Origin of the sequence: Solwaraspora sp. WMMA2065 (genome assembly GCF_030345075.1) — a bacterium.
In the GTDB taxonomy this organism is placed as follows: domain Bacteria; phylum Actinomycetota; class Actinomycetes; order Mycobacteriales; family Micromonosporaceae; genus Micromonospora_E.
In genome coordinates, this window is the sequence record NZ_CP128361.1 from 4,770,507 (window position 1) to 4,795,923 (window position 25,417).

A 25,417-nucleotide genomic window follows, 5' to 3' on the forward strand; every position below is an offset into this window, starting at 1 on the left:
CCGTGGCGTTGTCGTCAACGGTCACCGTTGCGCAGAAATCAGACTTTGGGAGTCGGCAGTGGACGAGGTCCGCAACCTGATCATCATCGGCTCGGGACCGGCCGGTTACACCGCTGCGGTGTACGCCGCACGCGCCAACCTGCGCCCACTCGTCATCGAGGGGGTGCAGTCCGGCGGGGCGCTGATGACCACTACCGAGGTGGAGAACTTCCCGGGATTCCCCGACGGCATCATGGGTCCGGAGCTGATGGACTCGATCCGTAAGCAGGCCGAGCGCTTCGGTGCCGAGTTCGTCACCGACGACGTGACGCGGGTCGAGTTGGTCGACACGGGCACCCCGGGCACCACCGAGGCCAGCACGGTGTACGTGGGCGAAACCGGCTACCGGGCCAAGGCGGTCATCCTGGCCACCGGCTCCGCGTGGCGTCCCTTGAACGTCCCCGGTGAGCAGGAGTTCCTCGGCCATGGGGTGTCCTCCTGCGCGACCTGTGACGGCTTCTTCTTCCGGGGGCAGCACGTCGTGGTGGTCGGCGGTGGCGACTCGGCGATGGAGGAGGCCACCTTCCTCACCCGGTTCGCCGAATCGGTGACCATCGTGCACCGCCGCGACGAGTTCCGGGCCAGCCAGATCATGGCGGCCCGCGCGCTCGGCAACGACAAGATCCGGGTCGAGTGGAACAGTGTCGTCGAGGAGATTCTCGGCGCCGACGGTAAGGTCTCCGGAATCCGGCTGCGCAACACGCACACCGGCGAGTCCCGGACCCTCGACGTCACCGGGGTCTTCGTCGCGATCGGTCACGACCCGCGGAGCGAAATGTTCCGCAGCCAGGTGGAGCTCGACGAGAACGGCTACGTGCTGGTCGACTCGCCGAGCACCCGGACCAGCGTGCCGGGCGTGTTCGCCGCCGGTGACCTGGTCGACCACACCTACCAGCAGGCGATCACCGCTGCCGGCAGCGGTTGCGCGGCGGCGCTCGACGCCGAGCGTTACCTCGCCACACTCGAAGAGGTCTGACCGCCGGCGCACCGGCGGTCGAGGAGGAGGATTTCCCGTGGGAGCTACCCGAGCGGTCACCGAGGCCAGCTTCGCCACCGACGTACTCATGTCCGACAAGCCGGTACTGGTGGACTTCTGGGCCGAGTGGTGCCAGCCGTGCCGCAAGGTCGCACCGCTGCTCGAGGAGATCGCCACCGAGATGGGGGACAAGGTGTCGATCGTCAAACTGAACATCGACGAGAACCCGGAGATCGCCCGCCGGTACCGGGTGATGTCGGTTCCCACGCTCACCGTGTTCAAGGCCGGTGAGCCGGTGCAGTCGGTGGCCGGCGCCCGGCCCAAGGGCGACCTGGTCAAGCTGATCGAGTCGGCCTTCTGAACCTCAGCGGGGCTGCCCCGTGCGGCACGGCGGACCGGCCGGCCCACCCGACAAGGTGGGACCGGCCGGTCCGTTTTCAGGCTGCTGGCGGCGCCGTTACAGGGCTGCTGGATGGTCGGTTCCCTGGCTGATCGTCCGGACACCGGGCGCTCCCCGTACGGTCCGCTTCGCCGCAACCCGGGTACGGGCACCTGCCGGTCGGGTTACGCTCCGGATCGTCCGCGCCTGCAGGGGGGGGAGGTCCACGTCCCGTGCGCCCGATCCGCCGTGACGACCAAGGTCCCGCCGTGGCCGAGATCCGCTCCATCCTGGTCAACCTGGAGCTGCTCGAGCCAACCCCGGGGGCCGACGTTTTCGACGCCCGCACCGAGCACGCCGTACGAGCCTTCCAGCAACTCCGCGGCCTGAGCATCGACGGCCGAGTGGGTGCGGAGACCTGGCGGGCGCTGGACGCCGCCCGCTGGCGACTCGGTGACCGGGCGCTCTACCACTCGATACCTCAGCCGCTGGTCGGCGAGGACGTCCGGGCGCTGCAGGAACGACTGCTGGAGATGGGCTACGACGTGGGCCGCGCCGACGGCGTGTACGGCGGGCGCACCGCCCGCTCGGTCACCCAGTTCCAGCGGGAGGTGGGACTGACCGCCGACGGCAGCTGCGGGCCGTACACCATGCATGCGATGCGTCGGCTGGGCCGCAAGGTGGTCGGCGGGCGCCCGCAGTGGCTGCGGGAAGCGGATGCGTTCCGCGAGTCCGGCCCCAACCTGGTGGGCAAGACGATCGTCATCGACCCTGGGCACGGGGGGCCCGATCCCGGCGTGGTGGTCACCGACAGCGGCCGGCGCTGGTCCGAGGCGGAGCTGGCGTACGACCTCGCCGCCCGGTTGGAGGGGCGGCTGGCGGCAGCCGGGATGCGGGTGCATCTCACCCGTGGTCCGGCCACCGCCACGGTGCTCAACGACCCGGCACGCACCCAGCTGGCCAACGACATCGGCGCGGACCTGTTCATCTCCCTGCACGTCGACGGGCACGCCAACCCGGCCGCCGACGGGGTGGCCACCTACCACTACGGCACCGGCAACGGGGTCACCTCGACGGTCGGCGAGCGGCTGGCCGGGCTGGTGCAGCGGGAGATCGCGGTGCGTACCGGCCTGCGCGACTGCCGCATCCACGCGAAGAGCTGGGAATTGCTACGGCTGACCAGGATGCCGGCGGTACGGGTGGACGTCGGTTATCTGACCTGCTCGGCCGACCGGGCCCGGCTGATCCGGCCCGGGTTCCGTGACCAGGTGGCCGAGGCGCTGGTCGCCGCCGTGCAGCGGATGTACTACCCGGTGGAGCTGGACGTGCCGACCGGGTCGATCGACGTGCACACGCTGCGGGCGGTGGTCGACGCGACGGCGGAGGCCTGAACCTCGTCAGTCAGTTCGTCACCGCGCGGGTGGCCGGGCGCAGCAGGCTCTCCGGAGTCATCGAGCCGAGCAGCTTCTCCAGGGCGTACTCGACGTCCGACTTCCACGACAACGCGGTCCGCAACTCCAGCCGTAGCCGGGGGAACCGGGGGTGCTGCCGGACCGTCTTGAAGCCGACCGACAGGTAGAAGTCGGCTGGGGCGAGACAGCCCCGACCGGCCGTCTCCTCCGGATCGGCGGCGGCGTCGCCGAACGCCTCGATCGCCTTGATGCCCCGCTTGGTGAGATCCCGGGCCACGCCCTGCACCAGCATTCGCCCGAGGCCACCGCCGGCGAACGGCTGCACCACGTGCGCCGTGGTCAGCAGTACCGCATCGGCGGAGACCGGGGACGTCGGGAACGCCATCGACCTCGGTAGGTAGGCCGGCGGCGCGTACATCACGAAACCGGCCGGCATGCCGTCGACGTAGGCGAGCTTGCCGCAGGAACCCCACTCCAGGAGAGTCTGGGAGACCCACGCCTCCTTTTCCAGCGCCGGGTCGCCGGAGGTCCGGGCGCGGTCGGCCGCCACCGGATCGAGCTCCCAGAAGACACACCGCCGGCAGGATCTGGGCAGCTCCTCCAGCGTGTCCAGCGTCAGACTGACCAGACGTCGCGACATTGGCGATCCCCCACCACCGAACCGGTCAAGCGTTGAAACCCGCCGAGCTTCACCACGCGCCGTCTCCTGTCCCCAACGAGCGATCGTACGCCGCAACCTCGCGTCAGGGGAGAGGTCGGGCACCCGCCGCAGGTGTTCCCAGGCCAATCCGGGTTCGCTGGTCCGACATGTGGTCGGTGTGGTAATGCCCACGCCGGGCGGCGACACGCCGGACTACCATCAGACGATCAGTGCGTGTCGCGGCCCGACCCGGCACCACCGGTGCGACGCGTTTCGAGGGTGAGGTCTTGACTTCCTCCCCGCACTAAGGGACGGGGATTCCCTGGGTCGCCCCCAGGGGGTTCCTGTTTCACCGACGACCGCCCCGTCCGAGAGGAGGACTCCCGGTGAGGTCTTACACCGCCTCCACAGGCAATCACGGAGAGCCCCTCCGCGAGAATGTTCCGGGCCGCGTTCACGTCCCGGTCATGGGCCTGCCCGCACCGGCAGGTCCACGACCGGACCGCCAACGGCATCCGCTCGGCCAGTACGCCACACGCGGAGCACAGTCGGGTCGACGGGAACCAGCGGTCCACGACCACCAGATCCCGGCCGTACCAGTCCGTTTTGTACCCCAGCATGCTGCGGAACTGCCGCCAGCCCGCGTCCGAGATGGCGCGGGCCAGACGGTGGTTGGCCGTCATGTTGCGGACGGTCAGGTCCTCGATCACGATCGTTTGGGTTTCACGAACGAGCCGGGTGGTCAACTTGTGCAGGTGGTCGCGGCGGCGGTCGGCGATCCGGGCATGAATCCGGGCCACCGACAGCCGGGCCTTGGCCCGGTTCGCGGAGCCTCTGGCCTTGCGTGCGAGGTTCCGCTGGGCGCGGGCCAGCCGCCGCCGGTCACGGCGTTCATGTCTCGGGTTGGGGATCTTCTCCCCGGTGGACAGGGTGAACAGGCTGTCGAGGCCGGCGTCGACCCCCACCACGGCAGTGGTGGCCGGGGCCGGTTCGATCCGGTCGTCGCAGAGCAGGGAGACGAACCAGCGGCCCGCCGGGTCCTGCGACACGGTCACCGTCGACGGCGCCGCGCCCTGCGGGAGCGGTCGGGACCACACGATGTCCAACGGTTCGGACATCCTGGCGAGGGTGAGGCGGCCGTCGCGCCAGCGGAACGCGCTGGCGGTGTACTCCGCCGACCGCCGCGACCGCCTCCTCGACTTGAACGTCGGGTACCGGGCCCGTTTCGCCCAGAAGTTGGCGAACGCGGTCTGCAGGTGCCGCAGCGCCTGCTGCAGAGGGACGCAGGAGACGTCGTTGAGGAACGCCAGTTCGTCGGTCTTCTTCCACCCGGTGAGCATCGCCGACGTGGCGTTGTAGGTGACCCGTTCCCGACGCAGGGTCCACGCCTCGCTGCGGGCGGCCAGCGCCATGTTGTACACCAGCCGGACACAGCCGAACGTCCGGGCGAGCTCGGCGGCCTGCCCGGGGGTGGGGTGGAAGCGGTACCTGAACGCCCGCTTCACGGTCCTGGACACAGTCCACAGTCTAGCGATTCGGTCGTGAGCCATGGGGTCGCGTGTGCGGTGGACGCCGATCCGCCCCGGCGGCGAACCGGCTTTCCCTGCCCTGCTCCGCAGGAGTTCCGTTTCCTCCCCGGCCTCAAGGCCGGAGTATCCAAGGAAGGACTCTGATGACCGGCACGACGCTCGACGACTACACCGACCGCTATGCCCGCCGGGTCCGGGGGATGACCGCCTCGGAGATCCGGGCGCTGTTCGCCGTCGCCAGTCGGCCGGAGGTGGTGTCGCTTGCCGGCGGAGCCCCGTACGTCGCCGCGCTGCCGCTGGACGCGGTCGGCGAGATGCTCGGTCGCCTCGCCGCCGAGACCGGCACCTCGACCCTGCAGTACGGCATCGGCCAGGGCACCCTCGACCTGCGGGAACGGATCTGCGAAGTGATGTCGCTGTCCGGGATCGACGTCTCATCCGGGGCCTCCCCCGAGGACGTGGTGGTGACCGTCGGCGGGCAGCAGGCCCTCGATCTGGTCGCCCGACTCTTCCTGGACCCGGGCGACGTGGTCCTCGCCGAGGGCCCCACCTACGTCGGCGCCCTCGGCGTGTTCCAGGCGGCGCAGGCCCAGGTGGTGCACGTGCCGATGGACGCCGACGGGCTGATCCCCGAGGCGCTGGAACAGGCGATCACCGACGTGGCCCGGTCCGGCCGACGGGCGAAGTTCCTCTACACCATCCCGACGTTCCAGAACCCGGCTGGCGTGACGCTGACCGACGAGCGCCGCAACCGGGTACTCGACATCTGCGAACGCGCCGGCCTGCTGGTCGTCGAGGACGACCCGTACGGCCAGCTGAGCTTCGACGGCGAAGCGCCGGTGCCGCTGCGGGCTCGACGCCGGCACGGCGTCTTCTACCTGAGCACCTTCTCCAAGACCTTTGCGCCAGGGCTGCGGGTCGGTTGGATTCTCGCTCCGCACGCGGTACGCGAGAAGCTGGTCATCGCCAGTGAGGCGCAGATCCTCTGCCCCAGTGCCTACGCCCAGGCCGCGGTCGCCACCTACCTGGCCACCATGCCGTGGCGGGAGCAGCTCAAGACGTACCGGGAGGTCTACCGGGAGCGGCGGGACGCGCTGCTGTCCGCGCTGACCGACCTGATGCCGGCCGGGACGACCTGGACCCGACCGAGCGGCGGCCTGTTCGTCTGGGCGTCGCTGCCGGACGGGTTGGACGCCAAAGCCATGGTGCCCCGGGCCATCGCCGCCCGGGTGGCCTACGTTCCCGGCACCGGCTTCTACGCTGACGGCTCCGGGGCCGGCAACATGCGGCTCAACTTTTCCTACCCCCCACCGGAGCGAATCAGGGAAGGCGTCCGGCGGCTGGCCGGCGTGATGGAGCGGGAGTCGGCGATGCGTGAGGTCTTCGGACCGGTCGCCGGCGGATCCGGCCGACGCCAGCGCCCCGGCGCGGATGCGCCCGGACCTGACTTGGCATGATTCGGGCATGAGCCCAGCGCTGGACCCCACCGCAACCGCATCCTCGTCGTCGTCCGCCGCCCCGGATCTGCGCGTGCTCGTGCTCGCCGGCGGGTTGTCGTACGAGCGGGACGTCTCGCTGAAGTCCGGTCGCCGGGTGCTGGACGCGCTCCGCTCGGTCGGCGTCGAGGCTGAGATGCGCGACGCCGACGTCTCGCTGATTCCAGCGCTGCGCTCCGACCCGCCGGACGCGGTGGTCATCGCGCTGCACGGGGCGACCGGTGAGGACGGCTCGCTGCGCGGCGTACTGGATCTCTGCGGCGTGCCGTACATCGGCTGCGACGCCCGCGCCGCCCGCCTGGCCTGGGACAAGCCGTCGGCCAAGGCGGTGCTGCGCGAGGCAGGCATCCCGACCCCGGACTGGGTCGCGCTGCCCCACGACCGGTTCTCAGAGCTGGGTGCGGTCGCCGTGCTGGAGCGGATCGTCGAACGGCTCGGCCTGCCGCTGATGGTCAAGCCGGCGCAGGGCGGCTCCGGGCTGGGCGCGGCAGTGGTACGCGAGGTGGCAGAGCTCTCCGCGGCGATGGTCGGCTGCTTCGCGTACGACTCGACGGCACTGGTGGAGCGCTACGTCACCGGGATGGACGTCGCCGTGTCGGTCGTCGACCGGGGCGACAGCCCGGAGGCGCTACCGGCAGTCGAGATCGTGCCGCGCAACGGTGTCTACGACTACGCTGCCCGCTACACCGCCGGACTGACGACCTGGCACGCGCCGGCCCGGTTGGCCGAGCCGGCCGCCGAGCGGGTGGCGGCGACTGCCGTCGCCGCTCACCGGGCACTTGGGCTCCGGGACCTCTCCCGCGTCGACATGATCGTCGACGCCGATGGCCGGCCGCACGTCCTGGAGGTCAACGTCTCACCCGGAATGACCGAGACCTCGCTGTTGCCACTGGCAGTCCAGGCCGGCGGGCTGGACCTCGGCGAACTGCTCGCCACCCTGGTGGTCCGGGCTGCGGCGAGACCGTACGACCCGGCGAACTGATCACCGGGTGCCGCCGGTCGGTGCCGCCGCCGAATCGCCCGCAGCCAAGACTTCAGGACCGCCCTGATCAGTATCGCCCTTCGGGTTTGGGTCGTCGTCATTCTTCACCTCGGTACCGGCATCCGTGTCGGCGCGGGCGGCGGCATCGACGGTTCCGGTCGGATCGGCCGGGTCGGCATCTTCCTGCTGGGTCGTAGCGACGTCGCTGGCGAGCTCACCGAGATCAGCAGCTGGCTCGATACTCTCCATCGGCACCACGAGCTCGGCTACCGCCGGCTCTGCACCGTCGACCTCGCCGAAGTCGTCGACGCTGACCGGATGGCTCGCCTGCTCGCTGAGATTCGACGGTGCCCGCCACTGAATCCGCGGCGGCTCAGCGAGCTGGCGACCGCCGAACTCCGCCAGCCACGCAGCGACCAGGGCCAAATTCTCCCGCCAGCGTGACTCCGAGATCGGCGGCAGGATGCTGTCCCACAGTGAGAGGAACGTGCCACGGAGCTGCAGCTGCCCGTACGGCCGGGCCAGGAACCACAGGTGCAGGTGCGCCGAGCCGTCCCCCCACCGGTTCACGTGGACCCGGGCCACCCCGTCGAGCGACCGGATCGCCCGCTCGAGACGGACGGTCATCACGCCGAGTTCGGCCGCGAGCAGGTTCGGCAGGTCGCCGAGGTCGAAGTGGGACCGGGACTCCAGGATGAGGACCATCGGTAGTCCGGTCGGGCGGTCCATCGCGCGCACCCGCCAGCGTTCGCTGACCCAGATGTACGCGTCGTCCGGGGCGGAGCAGGACGAGCACTCCGCCGTGCCCTCACCCTTGCGAGGCGGCTCGACGGCAACCGGATCGTCGAGCCGCTTGACCCGCAGGTCGCCCTCGAAGGGAAAGGATGGCCATCGCGCGAAGTCGGGAACCGAGGCAGGGGTGTCTGGCACGACGCTGACCCTAACCGAGTCTGCGCCGCCTGTCGTTCCCCGTTTCGGCCGGCCCGGAACACTCATCCGGAGGGACGACCTGTCTCTGGTCAGCGGCCGGCCACCGCCTGCCGTCCCCAGTTGTCCACAGGAGTTATCCACAGGGCGGCAGCCCGGTCTACCCGCTGTTTCACGTGAAACGAGGCGTCCTGTGGAAAACGCCTGTGGACAACGCGCGAACCCGTACCGGATCGATCACCGGGACACCCGGAACCCGTACGGTCCGGCGGCGAATGCGTCTTGGCGCCTCCGGTGGCCCGGTCTTCTCAACGATCCAACGACCATGCGGTAACCGGGCTCGGCGAGCCGTGCGGTGGCGGCCGGAATGGCTGTGGGTCGCCTCGGCCGCAGAGTCGGGCTCGTGTTCTGGTTTCACGTGGAACATCGCCATCGGCCCACTCCCGGGCCCCACCGGATTCACGTGAAACGACCTCCGCGGTCGCCTCCGCCCGGCCGGCCCGCGAGACGCAGCACTCCTGGTGGGTGGCCGCCGAGGTTGATCGCCGGCAACGGCCGAGGGCCGGGGCGTCGAGCGACGCGGCCAGGAAGCACCGGCAAGAAGGGCTGGTGTTTCACGTGAAACACCAGCCCTTGGACAAGCGCCTGCCGGTCGACCGGCAGGGAGTCAGTCGACGGCGCCTGCGGCGTCGTCCCCGTTCCCCACACCGATGATCCCGACGATCCGCTCCAGGTCGTCGACCGTGGCGAACTCGATCGTGATCTTGCCCTTGCTTCGCCCGATGTCGACCTTGACCCGGGTGTCGAATCGGTCAGACAGACGATCGGCGAGATCGGTGAGGGCCGGGGCGTGGGCCTTCGGGCGTCGCTGCGGACTGGCCGTACGCTTCGCCGGGTCCTCGCTCCCGGCGAGCGCCACCAGTTCCTCGGTGGCCCGGACCGAGAGCCCTTCGGCGACGATGCGCAGCGCCAGGGCGTCCTGGGCGTCGGAATCGTCGAGGCTCAGCAGCGCCCGGGCGTGACCGGCCGACAGCACGCCGGCGGCCACCCTGCGCTGCACCTGAGCCGGCAGATTCAACAGCCGGATCGTGTTGGAGATCTGCGGCCGGCTCCGGCCGATGCGCTTGGCGAGTTCTTCATGGGTCGCCCCGAACTCGTCGAGCAACTGCTGGTACGCGGCCGCCTCCTCAAGCGGGTTGAGGTTGGCCCGGTGGATGTTCTCCAGCAGCGCGTCCCGGAGCATCGCGTCGTTCCTGGTGTCCCGAACGATCGCGGGGATGGACTCCCGGCCGATCGCCTGCGCGGCACGCCAGCGGCGTTCCCCCATCACCAGCTCGTACTGCTCGCCGTCGTCCAGCTGGCGTACGACGATCGGCTGCAGGAACCCGACCTGCTCGATCGAGACCTTCAGCTCCTCGAGCGCCTCGTCGTCAAAGACCTGGCGGGGCTGCTTCGGGTTCGGAACGATCGCGGCGACCGGCAGCTCGGCGAACCGGGCACCGGGCACCGGCGACAGGTCGGCGGGCGGCGCCAGAGCCGGTTCGGTCGCGACGGCGGCAGCGGTTCCGACACTGCCGGAGACGGCCGCGGTGGCCGGGGACGGAGTCACCGGGTCCGGGGCCGTCTCCGGCAGTGTGACACCGGACTGAACCGGAGCGGTGGTGGGGATGAGGGCACCGAGCCCGCGCCCGAGCCCGCCCTTCGGACGGTTCTTCATGCCCTGCCTCCCGCTCCAACCACCGTGTCAGACATTGCGACTGAGCCGAGCGACACCGCGCTCGGCGATTTCCTGGGCCGCCTCGAAGTAGCTTGTCGCACCCCGCGATCCGGGATCGTAGGTCATCACCGACTGGCCGTAGCTCGGTGCCTCCGAAACCCGGACGTTGCGGGGGATGACCGACTGGAGCACCTTGTCCCCGAAGTGGTTCCGCACGTCCTGCTCGACGGCGTCGGCCAGCCGGGTCCGGCGGTCGTACATGGTGAGCAGGATGGTGGAGACGTCCAGGGTCGGGTTGAGATGCTGCCGGACCAGGTTGATGTTGTTGATCAACTGGTTGAGTCCTTCCAGCGCGTAGTACTCGCACTGGATCGGGATCAGCACCTCCTGTGCGGCGACCAGCGCGTTGACCGTCAGCAGACCCAACGACGGTGGGCAGTCAATGAACACGTAGTCCAGCTCGACCGGGTACGCCGTGATGGCCCGCGACAGCCGCGATTCCCGGGCCACGACGGAGACCAGCTCGATCTCGGCCCCGGCCAGATCGATCGTCGCGGGAACGCACCAGAGGTCGGGTATCCCCTCGACCGGCTGCGCCACCTCGGTCAGCGGCACGTTGTCGATCAGGCAGTCGTAGACGTCCGGTACGCCTGCGTGGTGCGGGACGTTGAGTCCCGTCGAGGCGTTCCCCTGGGGGTCAAGGTCGACGACCATCACCCGGTTCCCGTGCAGCGCCAGCGCTACCGCGAGGTTCACCGTGGTGGTCGTCTTACCGACGCCCCCCTTCTGGTTGGCCACGCACATTACCCGGGTCCGGTCCGGCCGGGGCATGGTCACCTCGCCGCTTGGGTTCAGAATCTGCACGGCGCGCAAAGCCTCCATTGCCAAGGGGGGATCATCCTCTTCCCGATTCGGTGTTTCACGTGAAACGTACGGCTCGTCGACGGCCGGGGCGGTCGGTTTGGGTGCCGGCTGCTCCGGCGACGGGGGTGCGGTACCCACCGACGTGTCCACGACGAGCGGCACGCCGGACCGGGCCGGGGCACCCGTCGTGGGCGGCTGGGGCACCCCACTGACCGGCGCCGTCCCTCCCTCCGGCCAACCCGGGTGGTACGCCGTTTCACGTGAAACCATCGTGGGGTCGCCGACATCGTGGCGCTCGCCGGTCGACCGCGGATCCTCGAAACTACCGTTGTCATGCACCGTGTCATCCCTGCCCGCGTTGGATGGATCGGCACCGCCAGCGCTCACGACCGCGCTTCGGGCGTGGCGTGCGGACCGGCACGGGGCGGCAGGAGTCGTGCAACTACGCGTTGCCGCCCGGTCCAGACTATCGACGCGCGGTCAGCCTACGGGGATCAGGGCCGGTGTGGCCACGGCCGACTGTCCGACGTGCGCAGCCTGCACGTCGCTGCACCCCGCCGTCAGGGCGGGTTCGGCGGTCATCCCCGGGTTCGCCGCGTCGACCGCGGCCGTCCCCGGTCGACGCGCTCCGAGCGGCGTCGGCCACCCGCCCCGGGCACCGGACCGGTCCGCTCAATCTCCACCACGGTGGTCGGCGGGTCCAGCCATCGTTCGCCGCAGCGACGCAGCACCGGATCACCGCCACCAGACCTGATCACCGCCGCCCGGTGTTCGGTGATCTCCGCCCCGGCCGAGTCGCCCTTCATGGCGAGCAGCCGCCCACCGGGCTCGACCAGTGGTAGACACCAGCCGGCCAACCGGTCGAGTGGGGCCACCGCTCGAGCGGTGACCACCGGCGCCGCCCCGTCGGGAAAATCCCGGCGGAGTTCCTCGGCCCGGCCACGCAGCACCTCGACCCGGTCGGTGAGACCAAGGAGCGATACCGCCTCGGCGAGAAAGGCGGTGCGCCGGGCCAGCGGCTCGACCAGGATGACGGTGAGGTCCGGCCGCGCGACGGCCAGGACCAGCCCGGGTAGACCGGCCCCGGAGCCGACGTCCAGCACCGTCGCTCCGTCCGGGACGAGTTCACCGACGACGGCGCAGTTCAGCAGGTGCCGCTCCCAGAGCCGGGGCACTTCGCGCGGCCCGATGAGTCCACGGAGCAGTCCTTCCGAGGCCAGCAGGCCGGCGTACCGGACCGCGAGCCGCAGCTGCTCGGCACCGAAGACCTCGCGGGCGGAATCGGGGGGTGGCCCCGGCGTGGCCGCTCCCGACGGAACCGGCCCGGACGGGTTCCCGTCCGGGCCGGTGGCCGCCCGATCAGTCTGCTCGGGCAGATCAGTCATGGCGCTCAGTCGGCCGGACGGACGACGATGCGCCGGGTCGGCTCGACACCCTCGGATTCGCTCAGCACGCCGTCGAGCGCGTTCACCACGTCGTGTACGCACTTGCGCTCGAAGGCGGACATCGGTTCCAGCCGCACCGGCTCGCCGTACTCCTTGACCTTCTCCACCGCGTTCTTCGCCACAGCGGCCAACTCCTTGCGCCGGTTGTTCCGGTAGCCGCCGACGTCCAACAGCAGCCGGCTCGGCGATCCGGTCTGCCGGAAGACCGCGAGTCTGGTCAGCTCCTGGAGCGCCTCCAGGGTCGCACCCCGCTGCCCGACCAGGGCACTCAGCTGCCCGCCGACCACCTCCACCACGGGACGGCCGCCGGAGACCAGCTCGTCGATGTCGCCGTCGTAGTCGAGGATGTCCAGCAGTCCCTCGACGTAGTCGGCGGCGATCTCGCTCTGCTGGAACAGGTCGTTGTCGGTGGCGGCGGAAGCGGGCGCTGACGCGTCCTTGCCGGCCGCGTCCTCGTCAGCCTCGTCGGTGCCCGCGTCGTCGGCGTCACCGGTACGGTCGTCGGCGCTGTCGGCGGCCCGGGCTGGGACAACCTCCTCGTCGACAGACGGGTCGGCACTGGGCAGGCTGGTATCGGTCACGGTGTCATCTCCGTACTCGCTCGGCGGAACCGGTCGGTCCGCTGGTTACCGAGGACCGGCGGACGGGCGCCGTGCCCTCGGGGAGGTCTACGTTGCGGCTGTGCGGGACGTCCGCCAGCGCCCGGGACGCCCGCCAGCAGCAGCCGTCCGTCGGGACGCCTGCCCGGTCAACCCGGACGCTTCGCCGGCCGCCGCTTCTTCGGGTTGACCGGCTTGGCACCAGGCTTGGGCTTGAGACCCTCGCGGACCGGGGCCGGCTCCGTGGCGGCGGCCTCGGCACCGTTGCCGCGTCGGGCGAACACACCGGCCGACTTGGGCTTGGCGTCGGTCGTGCCGGGCTTGCGTGGCTGGCCGGCACCGGACTTCGCCGCCGGCCGTCCGGTCGATTTCGACGTCGAGGTCGAGGTCGACTTCGTAGCGGGCTTCCCCTTGCCGGCCGGCATCGGCGGCGGCGGGAACTTGCGCAGCACCCACTGCTGCTGGCCGAGGGTGACCAGGTTGTTCACCACCCAGTAGATGATGACGCCGATCGGGAAGATCGCGCCGGAGATGAGCAGCGAGGCCGGGATGCCGTAGAGCATCAGCCGCTGGATCATCTTCTGCTGCGGGTCCTCCGCCCAGCCGGTCTTGAGGATCATCTGTCGGCTGGTCAGGTAGGTCGTCACGATCATGACGATCACCAAGATCCCGGCGATCACCTTGACCGTGGTGCCGCTGGCGCCCATCGCCGCCAGCTCGTCGGCCGTCGAACCGAACCGCCCGGCGATCGGCGCGGTGAACAGACTGGCCCGAGAGGCCTCGTAGAACTGGTCCGCGGTCCAGCCGTACAGGTCGACGTTGCGGGTCTGCTCCGGGTTGAGCCGGCGCAGGATGTGGAACAGGCCGAGGAAGACCGGGATCTGCAGGAACATCGGAAGGCAACCCATCAGCGGGTTGGCCTTCTCCTTCCGGTACAGCTCCATCATTTCCTTCTGGAGCGTCTCCCGGTCACCCTTGTGCTTCTCCTGCAGCTCCTTGACCTTCGGCTGCAGCGCCTGCATGGCCCGCTGTGACTTGATCTGCTTGACGAAGACCGGGAAGAGGATCACCCGGACCGTGACCACCAGGAAGATGATGGCCAGGATCCACGACCAGTTGGTACCGAGCACCTCGGTCGACGGAACACCGATCCGGTCCCAGGCCGAGTGCCAGAACAGCAGGATCCACGAGATGGCCCAGTAGATCCAGTCGAGACTCAATTCGGGGCTCCAGTCGCATCGGCACGGCGGCCGCCCGGCATCGGTACCGGGTCATATCCACCGGGGTGGAAGGGATGACAGCGCAGCAGGCGCCAACCCGCCAACAGCACCCCCCGAGGTGCTCCGCGCCGGGCGATCGCCTCCTGGGCGTACGCGCTGCACGACGGGTGGAACCGACAGCGGGCCGGCAGAGCCGGGCTTATCCAACGACGGTACGCGACGATCGCACCTGTCAGCAGGCGGCCACCCGGTGTCGCGGGGGGAGGTAGGTCGTCGGGAGCGGTCATCGGGCGTCCCCCGCTCTGGCCCGGGTCCGGGGTCCGGTGCGCGGCGCGCCGGACGGGCGATCACCGGCGGTGCCCTGGGAGCGTCGCTCGGCGGCGCGGACAGCGGTGGACAGCGCGGCGTCAAGGTCGGCGGCGAGCCCCGCCGACGATGCCCCGGCGGCCGGCGGAAGGGCTCGGACGACCAGCAGGGTACCGCCCGGCAACGCTGCCAGCCGGGACCGGGCCAGGTGTCGGAGCCGACGACGCACCCGGTTGCGGTTCACCGCGTTGCCGACCGCCTTGGAGACGATGAAGCCGGCCCGGGCCCCAGTGCTGTCGGTTGCGTCCGACCGGCCACCCGGCCCGGGCGACGACAGCAACAGGTGCACGACGAGCGAGCCACGGCCAGCCCGCCGACCCATGCGTACGACCTCGGTGAAGTCGGCACGATTGCGTACGCGCTCAGCGGCGGCCAGCATGGCGGTTAGATCTCCACGACGCCCGCGAAGGCCATCAGGCGGACAGGCGGGCGCGGCCCTTGGCGCGGCGGGTGGAGAGGATGGCACGGCCGGCACGCGTACGCATCCGCAGCCGGAAGCCGTGGGTCTTGGCGCGCCGGCGGTTGTTCGGCTGGAAGGTGCGCTTGCTCACGTCAGACTCTCCGTCAGGTGCGGCTCCCGGCCTTCGGCCCGGAGTCAGATGAATCAGACCGGCTGGCGGTCAGGCCGGCAGTTGGTCAAACCCGGCCGTTGGCCAGGCCGGTGGTGCAGATCAGCGTGGTGCAGATCAGGATGGCGCAGATCCGGGTGGTGCACGATCTGCGCCCGTGCGTCGTGCAGGCACAACGCGCCTAGCTAGTTTATCAGAGCGGACCAGCGCCGACGGCTCGCCCACCGCCGGTGACCCGGCCGTGGAGCGACGCGGCCAGTGCCGCTACACGGTTTTCACCGGAACCGACAACGGGGACCGGCGACCGCCGGTTGAACGGTTGTGGACAACGCTGTTAGCGTGCCCGATTGCCGGTCAAGCATCAGGCAGCACCTGGCACCGCTTCATCGGTACGAACCAGGCAGCCGGGCCGGTCGCCCGCGACGGTGATCGACACCGGGCGCCGAGCCGGCAGGGGCAGGTTCGGCGGACGACGGGGAGCCGCGGTCAGCAGTACACACAGGTTGTGGATAACTTGTGGATGACGGTCAGTTCAGCGGCCCGCAGCATGGCTCGTCGTACCTGTTCGAGAGCGGGACCGATCCCGACCGGCGGCCGACATGGAGACAGTGCCGGCGGCCGGGTACTCGGATGCGATGGGGGTGGCGCTACGGTGGCCGAGACGATAGACCTCGGCGCGGTCTGGTTGGCGACCACGGACGAGCTGGCGGACGAGATCGTCTCCGCCCAGCAGCGGGCCTATCTGCGGCTGACCCGGCTGCGCGCCATCGTCGAGGACACCGCGCTGTTGTCCGTACCCGACGCGTTCACCCGCGACGTCATCGAATCGCGACTGCGTCCGGCGATCACCGAGGCACTGTCGCGGCGGCTCGGTAGGCCGATCCAGGTGGCGGTCACCGTCCGTCCGCCGGAGGACGGCCAGGGTCGACCGGTCGGCACGGTGTACGGCACCGCGACCGTCGAGACCCGGCTGCACCACCCGGACGAGCCCGACCCACGGCTGGGCCCGCCTCCGCCCGGACCGGACCACCGCGACACCGACAACCACCACTGGGACCGCGAGGGCATCGCCGGGCCCGAGGTGCCGGAGCCGATCAGCGGCCGGCCTGACTCGCCGGACGGACCCCATCCGCCGGAGCACCGTGTCGGCGTATCCGATGCACTGGATGGCGCGACCAGCCGGCTGCCGGTGGTGCCGGCGGCCCGGACCGGCGACCAGGGCTCGCTGTTCGACGACGACTACACCGCCGGAGCGCCGGGTCCGCAACGGCTCGACCACGACCTCGAACCGCCGGCGCAGCACCGCGTGGCCCGCCCGCCGACGGACTACCGCCCGCCGGACCAACGGTACGGCGGCGTCGGCGACGGCCTGCCGACCAGCCCGCCCGACAGCGGACCGGGGCGAGGCGGATTGGACCACCGCGGCACCGGCCGGGACGACCGCCGGCTGACCGGACCGGGGGTGGACACCGGCGGAAACCGGCTCAACCCGAAGTACATGTTCGAGACGTTCGTCATCGGCTCCTCGAACCGGTTCGCGCACGCCGCGTCGGTGGCGGTGGCCGAGTCACCGGCGAAGGCGTACAACCCACTGTTCATCTACGGCAGCTCCGGCTTGGGCAAGACCCACCTGCTGCACGCCATCGGTCACTACGCCACCACCCTCGGACACGCCCGGTCGGTGCGGTACGTGTCGACCGAGGAGTTCACCAACGACTTCATCAACTCGCTGCGTGACGACAAGACCAGCGCCTTCCAGCGCCGCTACCGTGACGTCGACATCCTCCTGATCGACGACATCCAGTTCCTGGAGAACCGGGAGCGGACCCAGGAGGAGTTCTTCCACACCTTCAACACACTGCACAACGCGAACAAGCAGATCGTGATCACCTCGGACCGGTCACCCAAGCAGCTGGCCACCCTCGAGGACCGGCTGCGGACCCGCTTCGAGTGGGGGTTGCTCGCCGACATCCAGCCGCCCGACCTGGAGACCCGGATCGCCATCCTGCAGAAGAAGGCGGCTCAGGAGCGCCTGTACGCGCCCCCGGACGTGCTGGAGTTCATCGCCTCCCGGATCGCCAACTCGATCCGGGAGCTGGAGGGCGCGTTGATCCGGGTCACCGCGTTCGCCAGTCTCACCCGGTCGCCGGTCGAGCTGAGCCTGGCCGAGGAGGTCCTGCGGGATTTCATCCCGGACGGCGCCGGCCCGGAGATCACCGCCGACCAGATCATGGTCGCCACTGCCGACTACTTCGGGGTCAGCCTGGAGGACCTGCGCGGTCACTCGCGTTCCCGAGTGCTGGTCAACGCCCGCCAGGTCGCCATGTACCTGTGTCGCGAGCTGACCGACCTGTCGCTGCCCCGGATCGGACAGGCATTCGGTGGCCGGGACCACACCACGGTGATGCACGCCGACCGCAAGATCCGGCAGCAGATGGCGGAACGCAGGTCCCTCTACAACCAGATCGCCGAGCTGACCAACCGGATCAAGCAGATCGCCTGACGCCCCGCCGCCCCGCCACCGGGCCCGCCCGCCGGTTGATCCGGCGGATCACGCACAGGTTCATCCACAGGTTTTCCACCGCGGCCGCCGCCGGATGGTGGATGACAGCTGCATCCCGCCCGCCCAGTTGTCCACAGGCTGTGGACAACTCTTGGGGAAACCGCTGTGGATAATCACTATCAGTCACAACTTGTCCACAGGCCAGCCACCGCCTGTGGGGATCCTGTTGAAGGTTCTGGGGACGACGGACCGGCATGGCGCCGGCAGCTTGTCCACAGCTGGGGACGAACCCTCGGGATAACCGGTGGACAACCGGTGGATAACTCGGCACGGCTGTGGGCAGCGGGGCAGCCTGTGGATAACGAACCCGGTTGTACCCAGCCCTCTCCACAGGTAATCCACTGCCATCGAACCCATCTGACCTGCGTAAACGCGAGATGTCCACAGAGTGCACAGCCCCGATGAAGACGATGAGATTTATCTTCTAGACAACAAAAACCAATCACCGGCGTTGGGGATAGGTGTGGATGCAGCCGACCTGCCGCACCTGCCGGTCCGGTCGACCGGCAGAAGTCCGGGGCCGGACGCACGGGCCCGGCGCTCTGGCCTATCGTTCGGTGAGGTCCGTCGACCGATGACGGTCGAGCCGCCCAGGGACCGCCTCGGGTCCGGCACCACCGAAGATCGTTCGATCGAGTCGACGCGGAGGCACGGCATGAAGTGCGGAGGCATGGGATGAAGTTCCGGGTGGAGCGCGATGCGCTCGCCGACGCGGTGGCCTGGACGGCCAAGAGCCTGCCGAACCGGCCGTCGGTGCCGGTGCTGGCCGGCGCGATGCTCCGGGTCACCGACGGTTCCCTGCAGGTCTCGGGGTTCGACTACGAGGTTTCCAGCCAGGTGACCGTCGACGTGCAGGGCGATGCCGACGGCTCGGCCCTGGTCTCCGGTCGGCTGCTCGCCGAGATCACCAAGTCGCTCCCGGCCAAGCCGGTCGACATCGCGGCGGTCGGTGCGCATCTGGAGCTGGTCTGCGGCAGCGCCCGGTTCACCCTGCCGACCATGCCGGTGGAGGACTATCCGACCCTGCCCGAGATGCCGGCCAGCGCCGGTCGGGTCGACGCCCCGACGTTCGCCGCCGCGGTCGCCCAGGTCGCGGTGGCCGCTGGCCGCGACGAGACGCTGCCGATGATGACCGGGGTCCGGGTCGAGCTGGAGGGCAGCCGGCTCGCCATGCTCGCCACCGACCGGTACCGGCTGGCCATCCGGGAGATTGACTGGCAGCCGGACGATCCGGAGATCAGCCTGCACGCACTGGTGCCCGCCCGTACCCTGGCCGACACGGCCAAGACGCTCGGTCCGATCGGCGGCGAGGTCACCATCGCGTTGGCGCACGGTGGGGCCGGGGAAGGCATGATCGGATTCGCCGGCGGCACCCGCCGGACCACCAGCCGGCTGCTGGACGGTGCCAACTATCCGCCGGTCCGGTCGCTCTTCCCGAGCAGCCACAACGCCGAGGCCCGGGTGGGTGTGAGCACTCTCGTCGAGGTGGTACGCCGGGTCGCCCTGGTAGCCGAACGCACCACCCCGGTACTGCTCAGTTTCAGCGCGGACGGGCTCGTGGTGGAGGCCGGCAACACCGAGGAGGCGCGGGCCAGCGAGGCGATGGAGGCCGCGTTCACCGGCGAGCCGCTGACCATCGGGTTCAACCCGCAGTACCTGATCGACGGTCTGCAGAACCTCGGCTCCGCCACGGCGGTGTTCACCTTCGTCGACGCGTTCAAGCCGGCGGTGATCTCGCCGGCCGGCGAGGACGATCAGATCATCCCCGGCTACCGCTATCTGATCATGCCGATCCGGGTAACCCGGTAGCACCGGGTCGCCCGGTGGGCGACGATCGGGCAGCGACGAAGGGGGCACACCGTGCAGTTGGGCATCATCGGTCTGGGCCGGATGGGCGGCAACATGCGGGACCGGCTACGTGACGCCGGTCACCAGGCGTACGGCTATGACCGGGACCCGGCGGTCAGCGACGTGGCCAGCCTCGCCGAGCTGGTCGACCGGCTCGCCGCTCCGCGGGCCGTCTGGATGATGGTCCCGGCCCAGGTGACGTCGTCGGTCGTCGATGAGCTGTGCGGCCTGCTCTCCCCCGGGGATCTGGTGATCGACGGCGGCAACTCCCGGTTCAGCGACGACGGGCCGCGTGCGGCCCGGCTGGCCGAGCACGGCGTCGGCTACCTCGACGTCGGGGTGTCCGGCGGGGTGTGGGGCCGGCAGGCGGGGTACGGGCTGATGGTCGGCGGCGACGCCGAGCACGTACAGCGGATGATGCCGATCTTCGAGGCGCTCAAGCCGCCGGCGGAGCACGGCTTCGTGCACGCCGGCCCGGTCGGTGCCGGACACTACGCGAAGATGGTGCACAACGGTGTGGAGTACGCGTTGATGCACGCCTACGCCGAGGGCTACGAGCTGATGCTGCAGAGCGAGCTGATCACCGACGTCCCCGGAGTGATCAAGTCCTGGCGCGACGGCACGGTGGTCCGGTCCTGGCTGCTGGATCTGCTGGACGCCGCGCTCGACGAGGACCCGCAGCTGGCGGCGCTGCGCGGGTACGCCGAGGACACCGGCGAAGGGCGCTGGACGGTCGACGAGGCGATCCGGCTCGGGGTGCCGATGAACGTGATCGCGGCCTCACTGTTCGCCCGGTTCACCTCGCGGCAGGACGACTCCCCGGCGATGAAGGCGGTCGCCGCCCTGCGCAACCAGTTCGGCGGGCACGCCGTGCAGTCCAGCCCCTGACCTCCGTGTACGTCCGCCGTCTCGAACTGATCGACTTCCGCTCGTACCAGCGGGTCGAGCTCACCTTCGAACCGGGTGGCAGCGTGCTGGTCGGGCCGAACGGGGTCGGCAAGACCAACCTCGTCGAGGCGCTCGGCTACCTGGCGACGCTGGGTAGTCACCGGGTCGCCACCGACGCGCCGCTGGTCCGGGTCGGCGCCGATTCGGCGATCATCCGCGGCCTGGTCGTGCACGACCAACGGGAGCTGTTGGTCGAACTGGAGATCGTGCCGGGGCGGGCCAACCGGGCCAGGCTGGGTCGGTCGCCGACCCGCCGGGCGCGGGAGGTGATCGGTGCGCTGCGGCTGGTGCTGTTCGCCCCCGAGGATCTGGAGATCGTCCGGGGCGACCCGGCCGAACGCCGCCGCTACCTGGACGAGCTGCTGGTCACCAGGCTGCCCCGGTTCGCCGGCGTGCGGGCCGACTACGACCGGGTGGTCAAGCAGCGCAACGCGTTGCTGCGCAGCGCGTACCTCGCCCGCAAGACCGGTGGTGGCCGGGGCGGTGACCTGAGCACGCTGGACGTCTGGGACGCCCATCTGGCCCGGCACGGAGCCGAGCTGCTCGCCGGCCGGTTGGAGCTGGTCACCGCACTGGCCCCGCACGTGGCCAAGGCGTATGACGCGGTGGCGGCCACCAGCGCGGCGGCCGGCATCAGCTACCGGCCGTCGATCGATCTGCCGGATGCCGGGACCGTGCCGTCGGCGGCGGACCGGTCCGCGCTTGAGTCAGCGCTGCTGGCCGCGCTGGGCGAGGCCCGCCGCAGCGAGGTCGACCGTGGCGTCACCCTGGTCGGCCCGCACCGCGACGACCTGCATCTGACGATCGGCAGCCTGCCGGTGAAGGGGTACGCCAGCCACGGCGAATCCTGGTCCTGCGCGCTGGCGCTGCGGCTGGCCGCGTACGACCTGCTCCGCGCGGAAGGCATCGAGCCGGTCCTGGTCCTCGACGACGTGTTCGCCGAACTGGACAGCGGCCGCCGGGAACGGCTCGCCGAGTTGGTCGCCGGGGCCAGCCAACTGCTGGTGACCTGCGCGGTGGCCGAGGACGTCCCGGTAGCGTTGCGCGGGGCACGCTTCGAGGTCAGCCGTGGGGAGGTACGCCATGTCGGATGAGCCGCAGCACGGTGAGCCGGCGCAGGCTGCCGACCAGCCGCCGATCCTGCCCCCGCCGTCGACCGGCCCGCAGTTGGCCAGGGCGGTGCTGGACGCGGCCCGCGCCCGTCGAGAGGCGAACCGGCCCCGCCGCCGGACCGGTGGCGGCAGCGACACTGGCGGAGCCGGGTCGGGCGGCCGACGACTGCGCGGCTACTCGGGTCCGGGGCCGGACCCCCGCGATCCCCAGCTGTTCGGCGACGTGCTGGCCCGGCTGGTCAAGGCGCGCGGCTGGCAACGGCCGGCCGCCGAGGCGACCGTCTTCGGCGCCTGGGAACGGGTGGTCGGGCCGGAGGTGGCCAAGCACAGCCGCCCGGTCAAGTTGGAGAACGGCGAGTTGACGGTCGAGGCGGAGTCGACCGCGTGGGCGACCCAGCTACGTCTGCTCGCCCGCTCCTTGCTGCGCCAGATCGCCGCTGAGGTCGGGCACAACGTGGTGACGAAACTGCATATTCACGGCCCGGCCGCGCCATCCTGGTCGAAGGGACCGAGGCGGGTCCGTGGTCGTGGCCCGCGGGACACGTACGGTTGATCCCCACCCGGCCGGTCCGCTCCCTGGCCGACGCCGGCCGCCCAGGATCAGGCTGCCGCGTCGGCGTAGACGGCGAAGCCGCGATCGGCGCAGCGGCGGTAGAAGCGGGACAGCACCGCCAGCTCCGACCGGGGGAAGCTCCACTGCGGCGCGTCACCGGCGTCGTCGCGGAGCGCGTCGAGCCGGCTGTCCAGCCAGCGCAGCTGCTGTTCGGCGAGCCGGGCCCCGGCGAGGGCGTCGCGCAGCACCGCCCCGACCGTGTCGAAGGTGACGGTGTCGCCGTACCGGTCGTGGCCGTCGACGAACCGCTCCAGGCCGCCGGCGATCCAGGCACAGCCGTCCGGGTCGATCACCGGGTCCTCGTCCTCGGCGGCCGCCTCGGTGGCGTACAGCACTCCGGTCAGCCCCAGCAGCAGGTCCACCAGCTCGGTGTAGGCGGTGGCCCGGACACTGCCGGTCTTCGCGATGTAACCGGCGAGCGCGGCGGTCGGCGCCGCGACGTCGGCCTGCTCCGCCAGCTTGTCGAAGTCGACGAACTCGGCCGGTGCGACCGGTTCGTAGAACTCGCCGACCCGTGGCCATTGCACCGCGACGTTGTCCAGCCCCATCGCAAGCGTCACCCTTCTCCAGCTGGTGGCCCGGGTCGGGTGCGCATCCGCGATGCTGCTGCCCGGTGCGAGCCTGTGCGGTAGCGGCACTGTAGCGGCATCCGGGTAGTCGTTTCATCTTCAGGTGGCCCGGCGGGCCGCCGCACCGTCGGTGCGGTGCCCCGTGGCCGACCGATGATGGATCTGGTGCGTGTGGGGGTGGTCGCGGTGGGTGGGGTGCGGCCGGCTACGAACCTCTCAGCCGCTTTACGGGGGTGCCGCGTCCCGGTTATGTCGGCTCGGCACAGTAGGATCGGAGACAGAGACGAGGGAGACCCGCGCGGCGCGACGATCCGGAGCCCGCCTGGCAGGATCACCGACGAGGTGACCACCGGCAGCCGTGATCGCCGGACCGTACGGGGCCCAGCCGTTCGTGATCCGCGGGTCCGCTGCGGCGTACGGCGCGTTTCGCCACCCGTCGGCGATCCACCCGGAAGATGCGGGTTGTCGGCCATGGTGCCGGTTCGCGTCCGTCCGCCGTCGGAAGATCCGCCGAACCCCGCGTCCCTGTGCCGTCGCGGCCCAGGTGTGCGAGAAAGTGGCTGAGGGTGTCAGCGGAGAACAACCAGGAGTACGGCGCCGAGTCGATCACCGTGCTGGAGGGCCTCGAGGCGGTCCGCAAGCGACCGGGCATGTACATCGGTTCGACCGGTGAGCGCGGCCTGCACCACCTGGTCTGGGAGGTCGTGGACAACGCGGTCGACGAGGCGCTGGCCGGGCACTGCGACACCATCGAGGTGGTGCTGCTCGCCGACGGCGGGGTGCGGGTCACCGACAACGGCCGCGGTTTCCCGGTGGACCTGCATCCAAAGCTGAAGAAGCCGGGTGTCGAGGTCGCCCTGACCGTGCTGCACGCCGGCGGCAAGTTCGACGGCAAGGCGTACGCGGTCTCCGGTGGCCTGCACGGGGTCGGTGTCTCGGTGGTCAACGCGCTCTCCGTGAAGATGGAGGTCGAGATCCACAAGGACGGCCACGTCTGGCGGCAGCAGTACGCCAACTCGAAGCCGACGCCGCTGGACAAGGGCGAGGCGACGAACCGGACCGGGTCCGCGGTCGCCTTTTGGCCGGATCCGTCGATCTTCGAGACCACCGAGTACGCGTTCGAGACGATCTACCGCCGGTTGCAGGAGATGGCCTTCCTCAACCGTGGGCTGACCATCCAGCTGCGCGACGAGCGGGTGGCTGATGACGACGGAAAGCACCGCGAGGTCACTTTCTGCTACAAGGGTGGTATTTCGGACTTCGTCCGCCATCTCAACGCCTCGAAGAACCCGATCCACAAGAGCGTGGTCGAGTTCGGCGCGGAGGAGGAGGGCATGTCGGTCGAGATCGCCATGCAGTGGAACGAATCGTACGGCGAGTCGGTCTACACCTTCGCCAACACCATCAACACCCACGAGGGCGGCACCCACGAGGAGGGCTTCCGGTCCGCGTTGACCAGCGTGGTCAACAAGTACGCCATGGACAAGAAGCTACTCAAGGGCGACGAGAAGCTCTCCGGCGAGGACATCCGGGAAGGGCTCGCCGCGATCATCTCGGTCAAGCTGGCCAACCCGCAGTTCGAGGGCCAGACCAAGACCAAGCTGGGCAACACCCCGGTGAAGAGCTTCGTGCAGCGGGTCTGCAACGAGTGGCTGGTCGACTGGCTGGACCGCAACCCGGCCGAAGGCAAGATGATCATCACGAAGGCCACCCAGGCGGCCCGCGCCCGGATCGCCGCCCAGCAGGCCCGCAAGCTGGCCCGGCGCAAGTCGTTGCTGGAGTCCGGGTCGATGCCGGGCAAGCTGGCCGACTGCCAGTCCACCGACCCGCGCGAGTCGGAGGTCTTCATCGTCGAGGGCGACTCGGCCGGCGGCTCGGCCAAGCAGGGGCGGGATCCGCGTACCCAGGCGATCCTGCCGATCCGGGGCAAGATCCTCAACGTGGAGAAGGCCCGGATCGACCGGGTGCTGAAGAACAACGAGGTCCAGGCGCTGATCACCGCGCTGGGCACCGGCATCCACGACGACTTCGACATCGACAAGCTGCGCTACCACAAGATCGTGTTGATGGCCGACGCTGACGTGGACGGCCAGCACATCCAGACGCTGCTGCTGACCCTGCTGTTCCGGTTCATGCGTCCGCTGGTCGAGCTGGGCCACGTCTACCTCGCTGCCCCGCCGCTGTACAAGATCAAGTGGAACCGGAAGGGCGACGACGCGCAGTACGCGTACTCCGACCGGGAACGCGACGGACTGATCGTGCTGCGCCAGCAGAAGAAGCCGAACGCCAAGCCGGACGACATCCAGCGCTTCAAGGGCCTGGGAGAGATGAACTACCCCGAGCTGTGGGAGACGACGATGAACCCGGCGACGCGTACGCTGCGTCAGGTGACTCTGGACGACGCAGCAACCGCCGACGAGCTGTTCAGCGTTCTGATGGGTGAGGACGTCGAGGCGAGGCGCTCCTTCATCCAGCGCAACGCCAAGGACGTCCGCTTCCTGGACATCTAGCGCCGCGCGCGGCCGGGCGACCCCCCGAACAGGGGCCGGCCCGGCCGCGTCATCAGCAACTTCGCCAGCTTCCACAGCCGTTGTCCAGCACCGG

22 protein-coding genes and 1 pseudogene are annotated in these 25,417 nt (G+C 70.1%); 11 read left to right on the forward strand and 12 right to left on the reverse strand.

Annotation, left to right across the window (positions count from 1 at the left end; genetic code table 11):
• Positions 1-58 precede the first annotated feature (58 nt).
• The 3 genes from trxB (at position 59) to O7610_RS21775 (ending at position 2,785) form a co-directional block, all read left to right on the forward strand.
• Positions 59-1,015 carry a thioredoxin-disulfide reductase gene (gene trxB, locus O7610_RS21765; protein WP_281552340.1) on the forward strand — a complete coding sequence of 319 codons (957 nt, stop codon included), beginning with the start codon at positions 59-61 and terminating at the stop codon, positions 1,013-1,015.
• 37 nt (positions 1,016-1,052) lie between these two features.
• Positions 1,053-1,376, forward strand: coding sequence for a thioredoxin (gene trxA / locus O7610_RS21770; RefSeq protein WP_123606654.1), 324 nt, complete (start codon positions 1,053-1,055; stop codon positions 1,374-1,376).
• A 251-nt stretch (positions 1,377-1,627) separates the two neighbouring features.
• A complete protein-coding gene (locus O7610_RS21775; RefSeq protein WP_281552341.1) occupies positions 1,628-2,785 on the forward strand; it encodes an N-acetylmuramoyl-L-alanine amidase in 1,158 nt (385 codons plus the stop codon).
• Positions 2,786-2,795: 10 nt separating this feature from the next.
• Here O7610_RS21775 and O7610_RS21780 read toward each other — a convergent pair whose 3' ends face one another.
• Both O7610_RS21780 and O7610_RS21785 read right to left on the reverse strand, forming a co-directional pair.
• Positions 2,796-3,446, reverse strand: coding sequence for a GNAT family N-acetyltransferase (locus tag O7610_RS21780; RefSeq protein ID WP_281552342.1), 651 nt, complete (start codon positions 3,444-3,446; stop codon positions 2,796-2,798).
• A gap of 227 nt (positions 3,447-3,673) precedes the next feature.
• Entirely contained in the window at positions 3,674-4,963 is a 1,290-nt protein-coding gene (locus O7610_RS21785) for an RNA-guided endonuclease InsQ/TnpB family protein (RefSeq protein WP_289211712.1), read from the reverse strand.
• A gap of 155 nt (positions 4,964-5,118) precedes the next feature.
• Here O7610_RS21785 and O7610_RS21790 point away from each other — a divergent pair, with 155 nt between their 5' ends.
• Entirely contained in the window at positions 5,119-6,432 is a 1,314-nt protein-coding gene (locus tag O7610_RS21790; RefSeq protein ID WP_289211713.1) for an aminotransferase-like domain-containing protein, read from the forward strand.
• 7 nt (positions 6,433-6,439) lie between these two features.
• A complete protein-coding gene (locus tag O7610_RS21795) occupies positions 6,440-7,453 on the forward strand; it encodes a D-alanine--D-alanine ligase family protein (RefSeq protein WP_281552345.1) in 1,014 nt (337 codons plus the stop codon).
• On the opposite strand, the gene O7610_RS21800 is transcribed toward O7610_RS21795, so the two are convergent.
• From O7610_RS21800 to rpmH, 9 genes and pseudogenes are all read right to left on the reverse strand, one after another.
• On the reverse strand, positions 7,454-8,383 hold the full coding sequence (locus O7610_RS21800; protein WP_289211714.1) for a hypothetical protein: 930 nt from the start codon (positions 8,381-8,383) through the stop codon (positions 7,454-7,456). It abuts the gene before it with no gap.
• A 664-nt stretch (positions 8,384-9,047) separates the two neighbouring features.
• Positions 9,048-10,097, reverse strand: a complete 1,050-nt coding sequence (locus tag O7610_RS21805) for a ParB/RepB/Spo0J family partition protein (protein ID WP_281552347.1) — start codon at positions 10,095-10,097, stop codon at positions 9,048-9,050.
• 27 nt (positions 10,098-10,124) lie between these two features.
• Entirely contained in the window at positions 10,125-11,300 is a 1,176-nt protein-coding gene (locus O7610_RS21810) for a ParA family protein (protein ID WP_475051834.1), read from the reverse strand.
• Between the two features lie 239 nt (positions 11,301-11,539).
• On the reverse strand, positions 11,540-12,346 hold the full coding sequence (rsmG, locus tag O7610_RS21815) for a 16S rRNA (guanine(527)-N(7))-methyltransferase RsmG (RefSeq protein WP_289211715.1): 807 nt from the start codon (positions 12,344-12,346) through the stop codon (positions 11,540-11,542).
• A gap of 5 nt (positions 12,347-12,351) precedes the next feature.
• On the reverse strand, positions 12,352-12,987 hold the full coding sequence (locus O7610_RS21820; RefSeq protein WP_281552350.1) for a Jag family protein: 636 nt from the start codon (positions 12,985-12,987) through the stop codon (positions 12,352-12,354).
• Between the two features lie 167 nt (positions 12,988-13,154).
• Positions 13,155-14,225: a membrane protein insertase YidC gene (yidC, locus tag O7610_RS21825; RefSeq protein WP_281552351.1), complete on the reverse strand. Its 1,071-nt coding sequence runs from the start codon at positions 14,223-14,225 to the stop codon at positions 13,155-13,157.
• On the reverse strand, positions 14,222-14,512 hold the full coding sequence (gene yidD / locus O7610_RS21830; protein WP_281552352.1) for a membrane protein insertion efficiency factor YidD: 291 nt from the start codon (positions 14,510-14,512) through the stop codon (positions 14,222-14,224). Before yidD ends, yidC begins: the two co-directional genes overlap by 4 nt.
• Before the next feature lie 74 nt (positions 14,513-14,586).
• Positions 14,587-14,970, reverse strand: a pseudogene (rnpA, locus tag O7610_RS21835) (ribonuclease P protein component); the annotation flags it as partial.
• A 34-nt stretch (positions 14,971-15,004) separates the two neighbouring features.
• Entirely contained in the window at positions 15,005-15,142 is a 138-nt protein-coding gene (gene rpmH, locus O7610_RS21840) for a 50S ribosomal protein L34 (protein ID WP_123606641.1), read from the reverse strand.
• Positions 15,143-15,812: 670 nt separating this feature from the next.
• On the opposite strand from rpmH, the gene dnaA reads away from it, so the two are divergent.
• The 5 genes from dnaA to O7610_RS21865 all read left to right on the forward strand — a co-directional run bounded on the left by dnaA (position 15,813) and on the right by O7610_RS21865 (position 22,184).
• Positions 15,813-17,663, forward strand: coding sequence for a chromosomal replication initiator protein DnaA (gene dnaA / locus O7610_RS21845; RefSeq protein ID WP_281552353.1), 1,851 nt, complete (start codon positions 15,813-15,815; stop codon positions 17,661-17,663).
• A 735-nt stretch (positions 17,664-18,398) separates the two neighbouring features.
• The gene (gene dnaN, locus O7610_RS21850; RefSeq protein WP_281552354.1) at positions 18,399-19,532 is read left to right on the forward strand and encodes a DNA polymerase III subunit beta; all 1,134 of its coding nucleotides are present in this window, start codon (positions 18,399-18,401) and stop codon (positions 19,530-19,532) included.
• A gap of 51 nt (positions 19,533-19,583) precedes the next feature.
• The gene (gene gnd, locus O7610_RS21855) at positions 19,584-20,459 is read left to right on the forward strand and encodes a phosphogluconate dehydrogenase (NAD(+)-dependent, decarboxylating) (RefSeq protein ID WP_281552355.1); all 876 of its coding nucleotides are present in this window, start codon (positions 19,584-19,586) and stop codon (positions 20,457-20,459) included.
• Between the two features lie 5 nt (positions 20,460-20,464).
• Positions 20,465-21,613 carry a DNA replication/repair protein RecF gene (gene recF, locus O7610_RS21860; protein WP_289211716.1) on the forward strand — a complete coding sequence of 383 codons (1,149 nt, stop codon included), beginning with the start codon at positions 20,465-20,467 and terminating at the stop codon, positions 21,611-21,613.
• Positions 21,603-22,184 carry a DciA family protein gene (locus tag O7610_RS21865; protein ID WP_281552357.1) on the forward strand — a complete coding sequence of 194 codons (582 nt, stop codon included), beginning with the start codon at positions 21,603-21,605 and terminating at the stop codon, positions 22,182-22,184. Before recF ends, O7610_RS21865 begins: the two co-directional genes overlap by 11 nt.
• A gap of 47 nt (positions 22,185-22,231) precedes the next feature.
• On the opposite strand, the gene O7610_RS21870 is transcribed toward O7610_RS21865, so the two are convergent.
• The gene (locus O7610_RS21870; protein ID WP_281555771.1) at positions 22,232-22,792 is read right to left on the reverse strand and encodes a hypothetical protein; all 561 of its coding nucleotides are present in this window, start codon (positions 22,790-22,792) and stop codon (positions 22,232-22,234) included.
• Between the two features lie 587 nt (positions 22,793-23,379).
• Between O7610_RS21870 and gyrB the strand changes: the two genes are divergently transcribed.
• Positions 23,380-25,323 (forward strand): DNA topoisomerase (ATP-hydrolyzing) subunit B, encoded by a 1,944-nt coding sequence (gene gyrB, locus O7610_RS21875; RefSeq protein WP_281552358.1) that lies wholly within the window; start codon positions 23,380-23,382, stop codon positions 25,321-25,323.
• The last annotated feature ends 94 nt before the right edge of the window (positions 25,324-25,417 follow it).

What these genes read in the sequence shown, in the direction of transcription:
- O7610_RS21805 (WP_281552347.1), bottom strand. Translation starts at nt 10,097, where the DNA reads ATGAAGAACCGTCCGAAGGGCGGGCTCGGGCGCGGGCTCGGTGCCCTC.
- O7610_RS21870 (WP_281555771.1), bottom strand. Translation starts at nt 22,792, where the DNA reads ATGGGGCTGGACAACGTCGCGGTGCAATGGCCACGGGTCGGCGAGTTC.
- O7610_RS21865 (WP_281552357.1), top strand. Translation starts at nt 21,603, where the DNA reads ATGTCGGATGAGCCGCAGCACGGTGAGCCGGCGCAGGCTGCCGACCAG.
- O7610_RS21780 (WP_281552342.1), bottom strand. Translation starts at nt 3,446, where the DNA reads ATGTCGCGACGTCTGGTCAGTCTGACGCTGGACACGCTGGAGGAGCTG.
- yidD (WP_281552352.1), bottom strand. Translation starts at nt 14,512, where the DNA reads ATGACCGCTCCCGACGACCTACCTCCCCCCGCGACACCGGGTGGCCGC.
- O7610_RS21795 (WP_281552345.1), top strand. Translation starts at nt 6,440, where the DNA reads ATGAGCCCAGCGCTGGACCCCACCGCAACCGCATCCTCGTCGTCGTCC.
- O7610_RS21790 (WP_289211713.1), top strand. Translation starts at nt 5,119, where the DNA reads ATGACCGGCACGACGCTCGACGACTACACCGACCGCTATGCCCGCCGG.
- dnaN (WP_281552354.1), top strand. Translation starts at nt 18,399, where the DNA reads ATGAAGTTCCGGGTGGAGCGCGATGCGCTCGCCGACGCGGTGGCCTGG.
- rsmG (WP_289211715.1), bottom strand. Translation starts at nt 12,346, where the DNA reads ATGACTGATCTGCCCGAGCAGACTGATCGGGCGGCCACCGGCCCGGAC.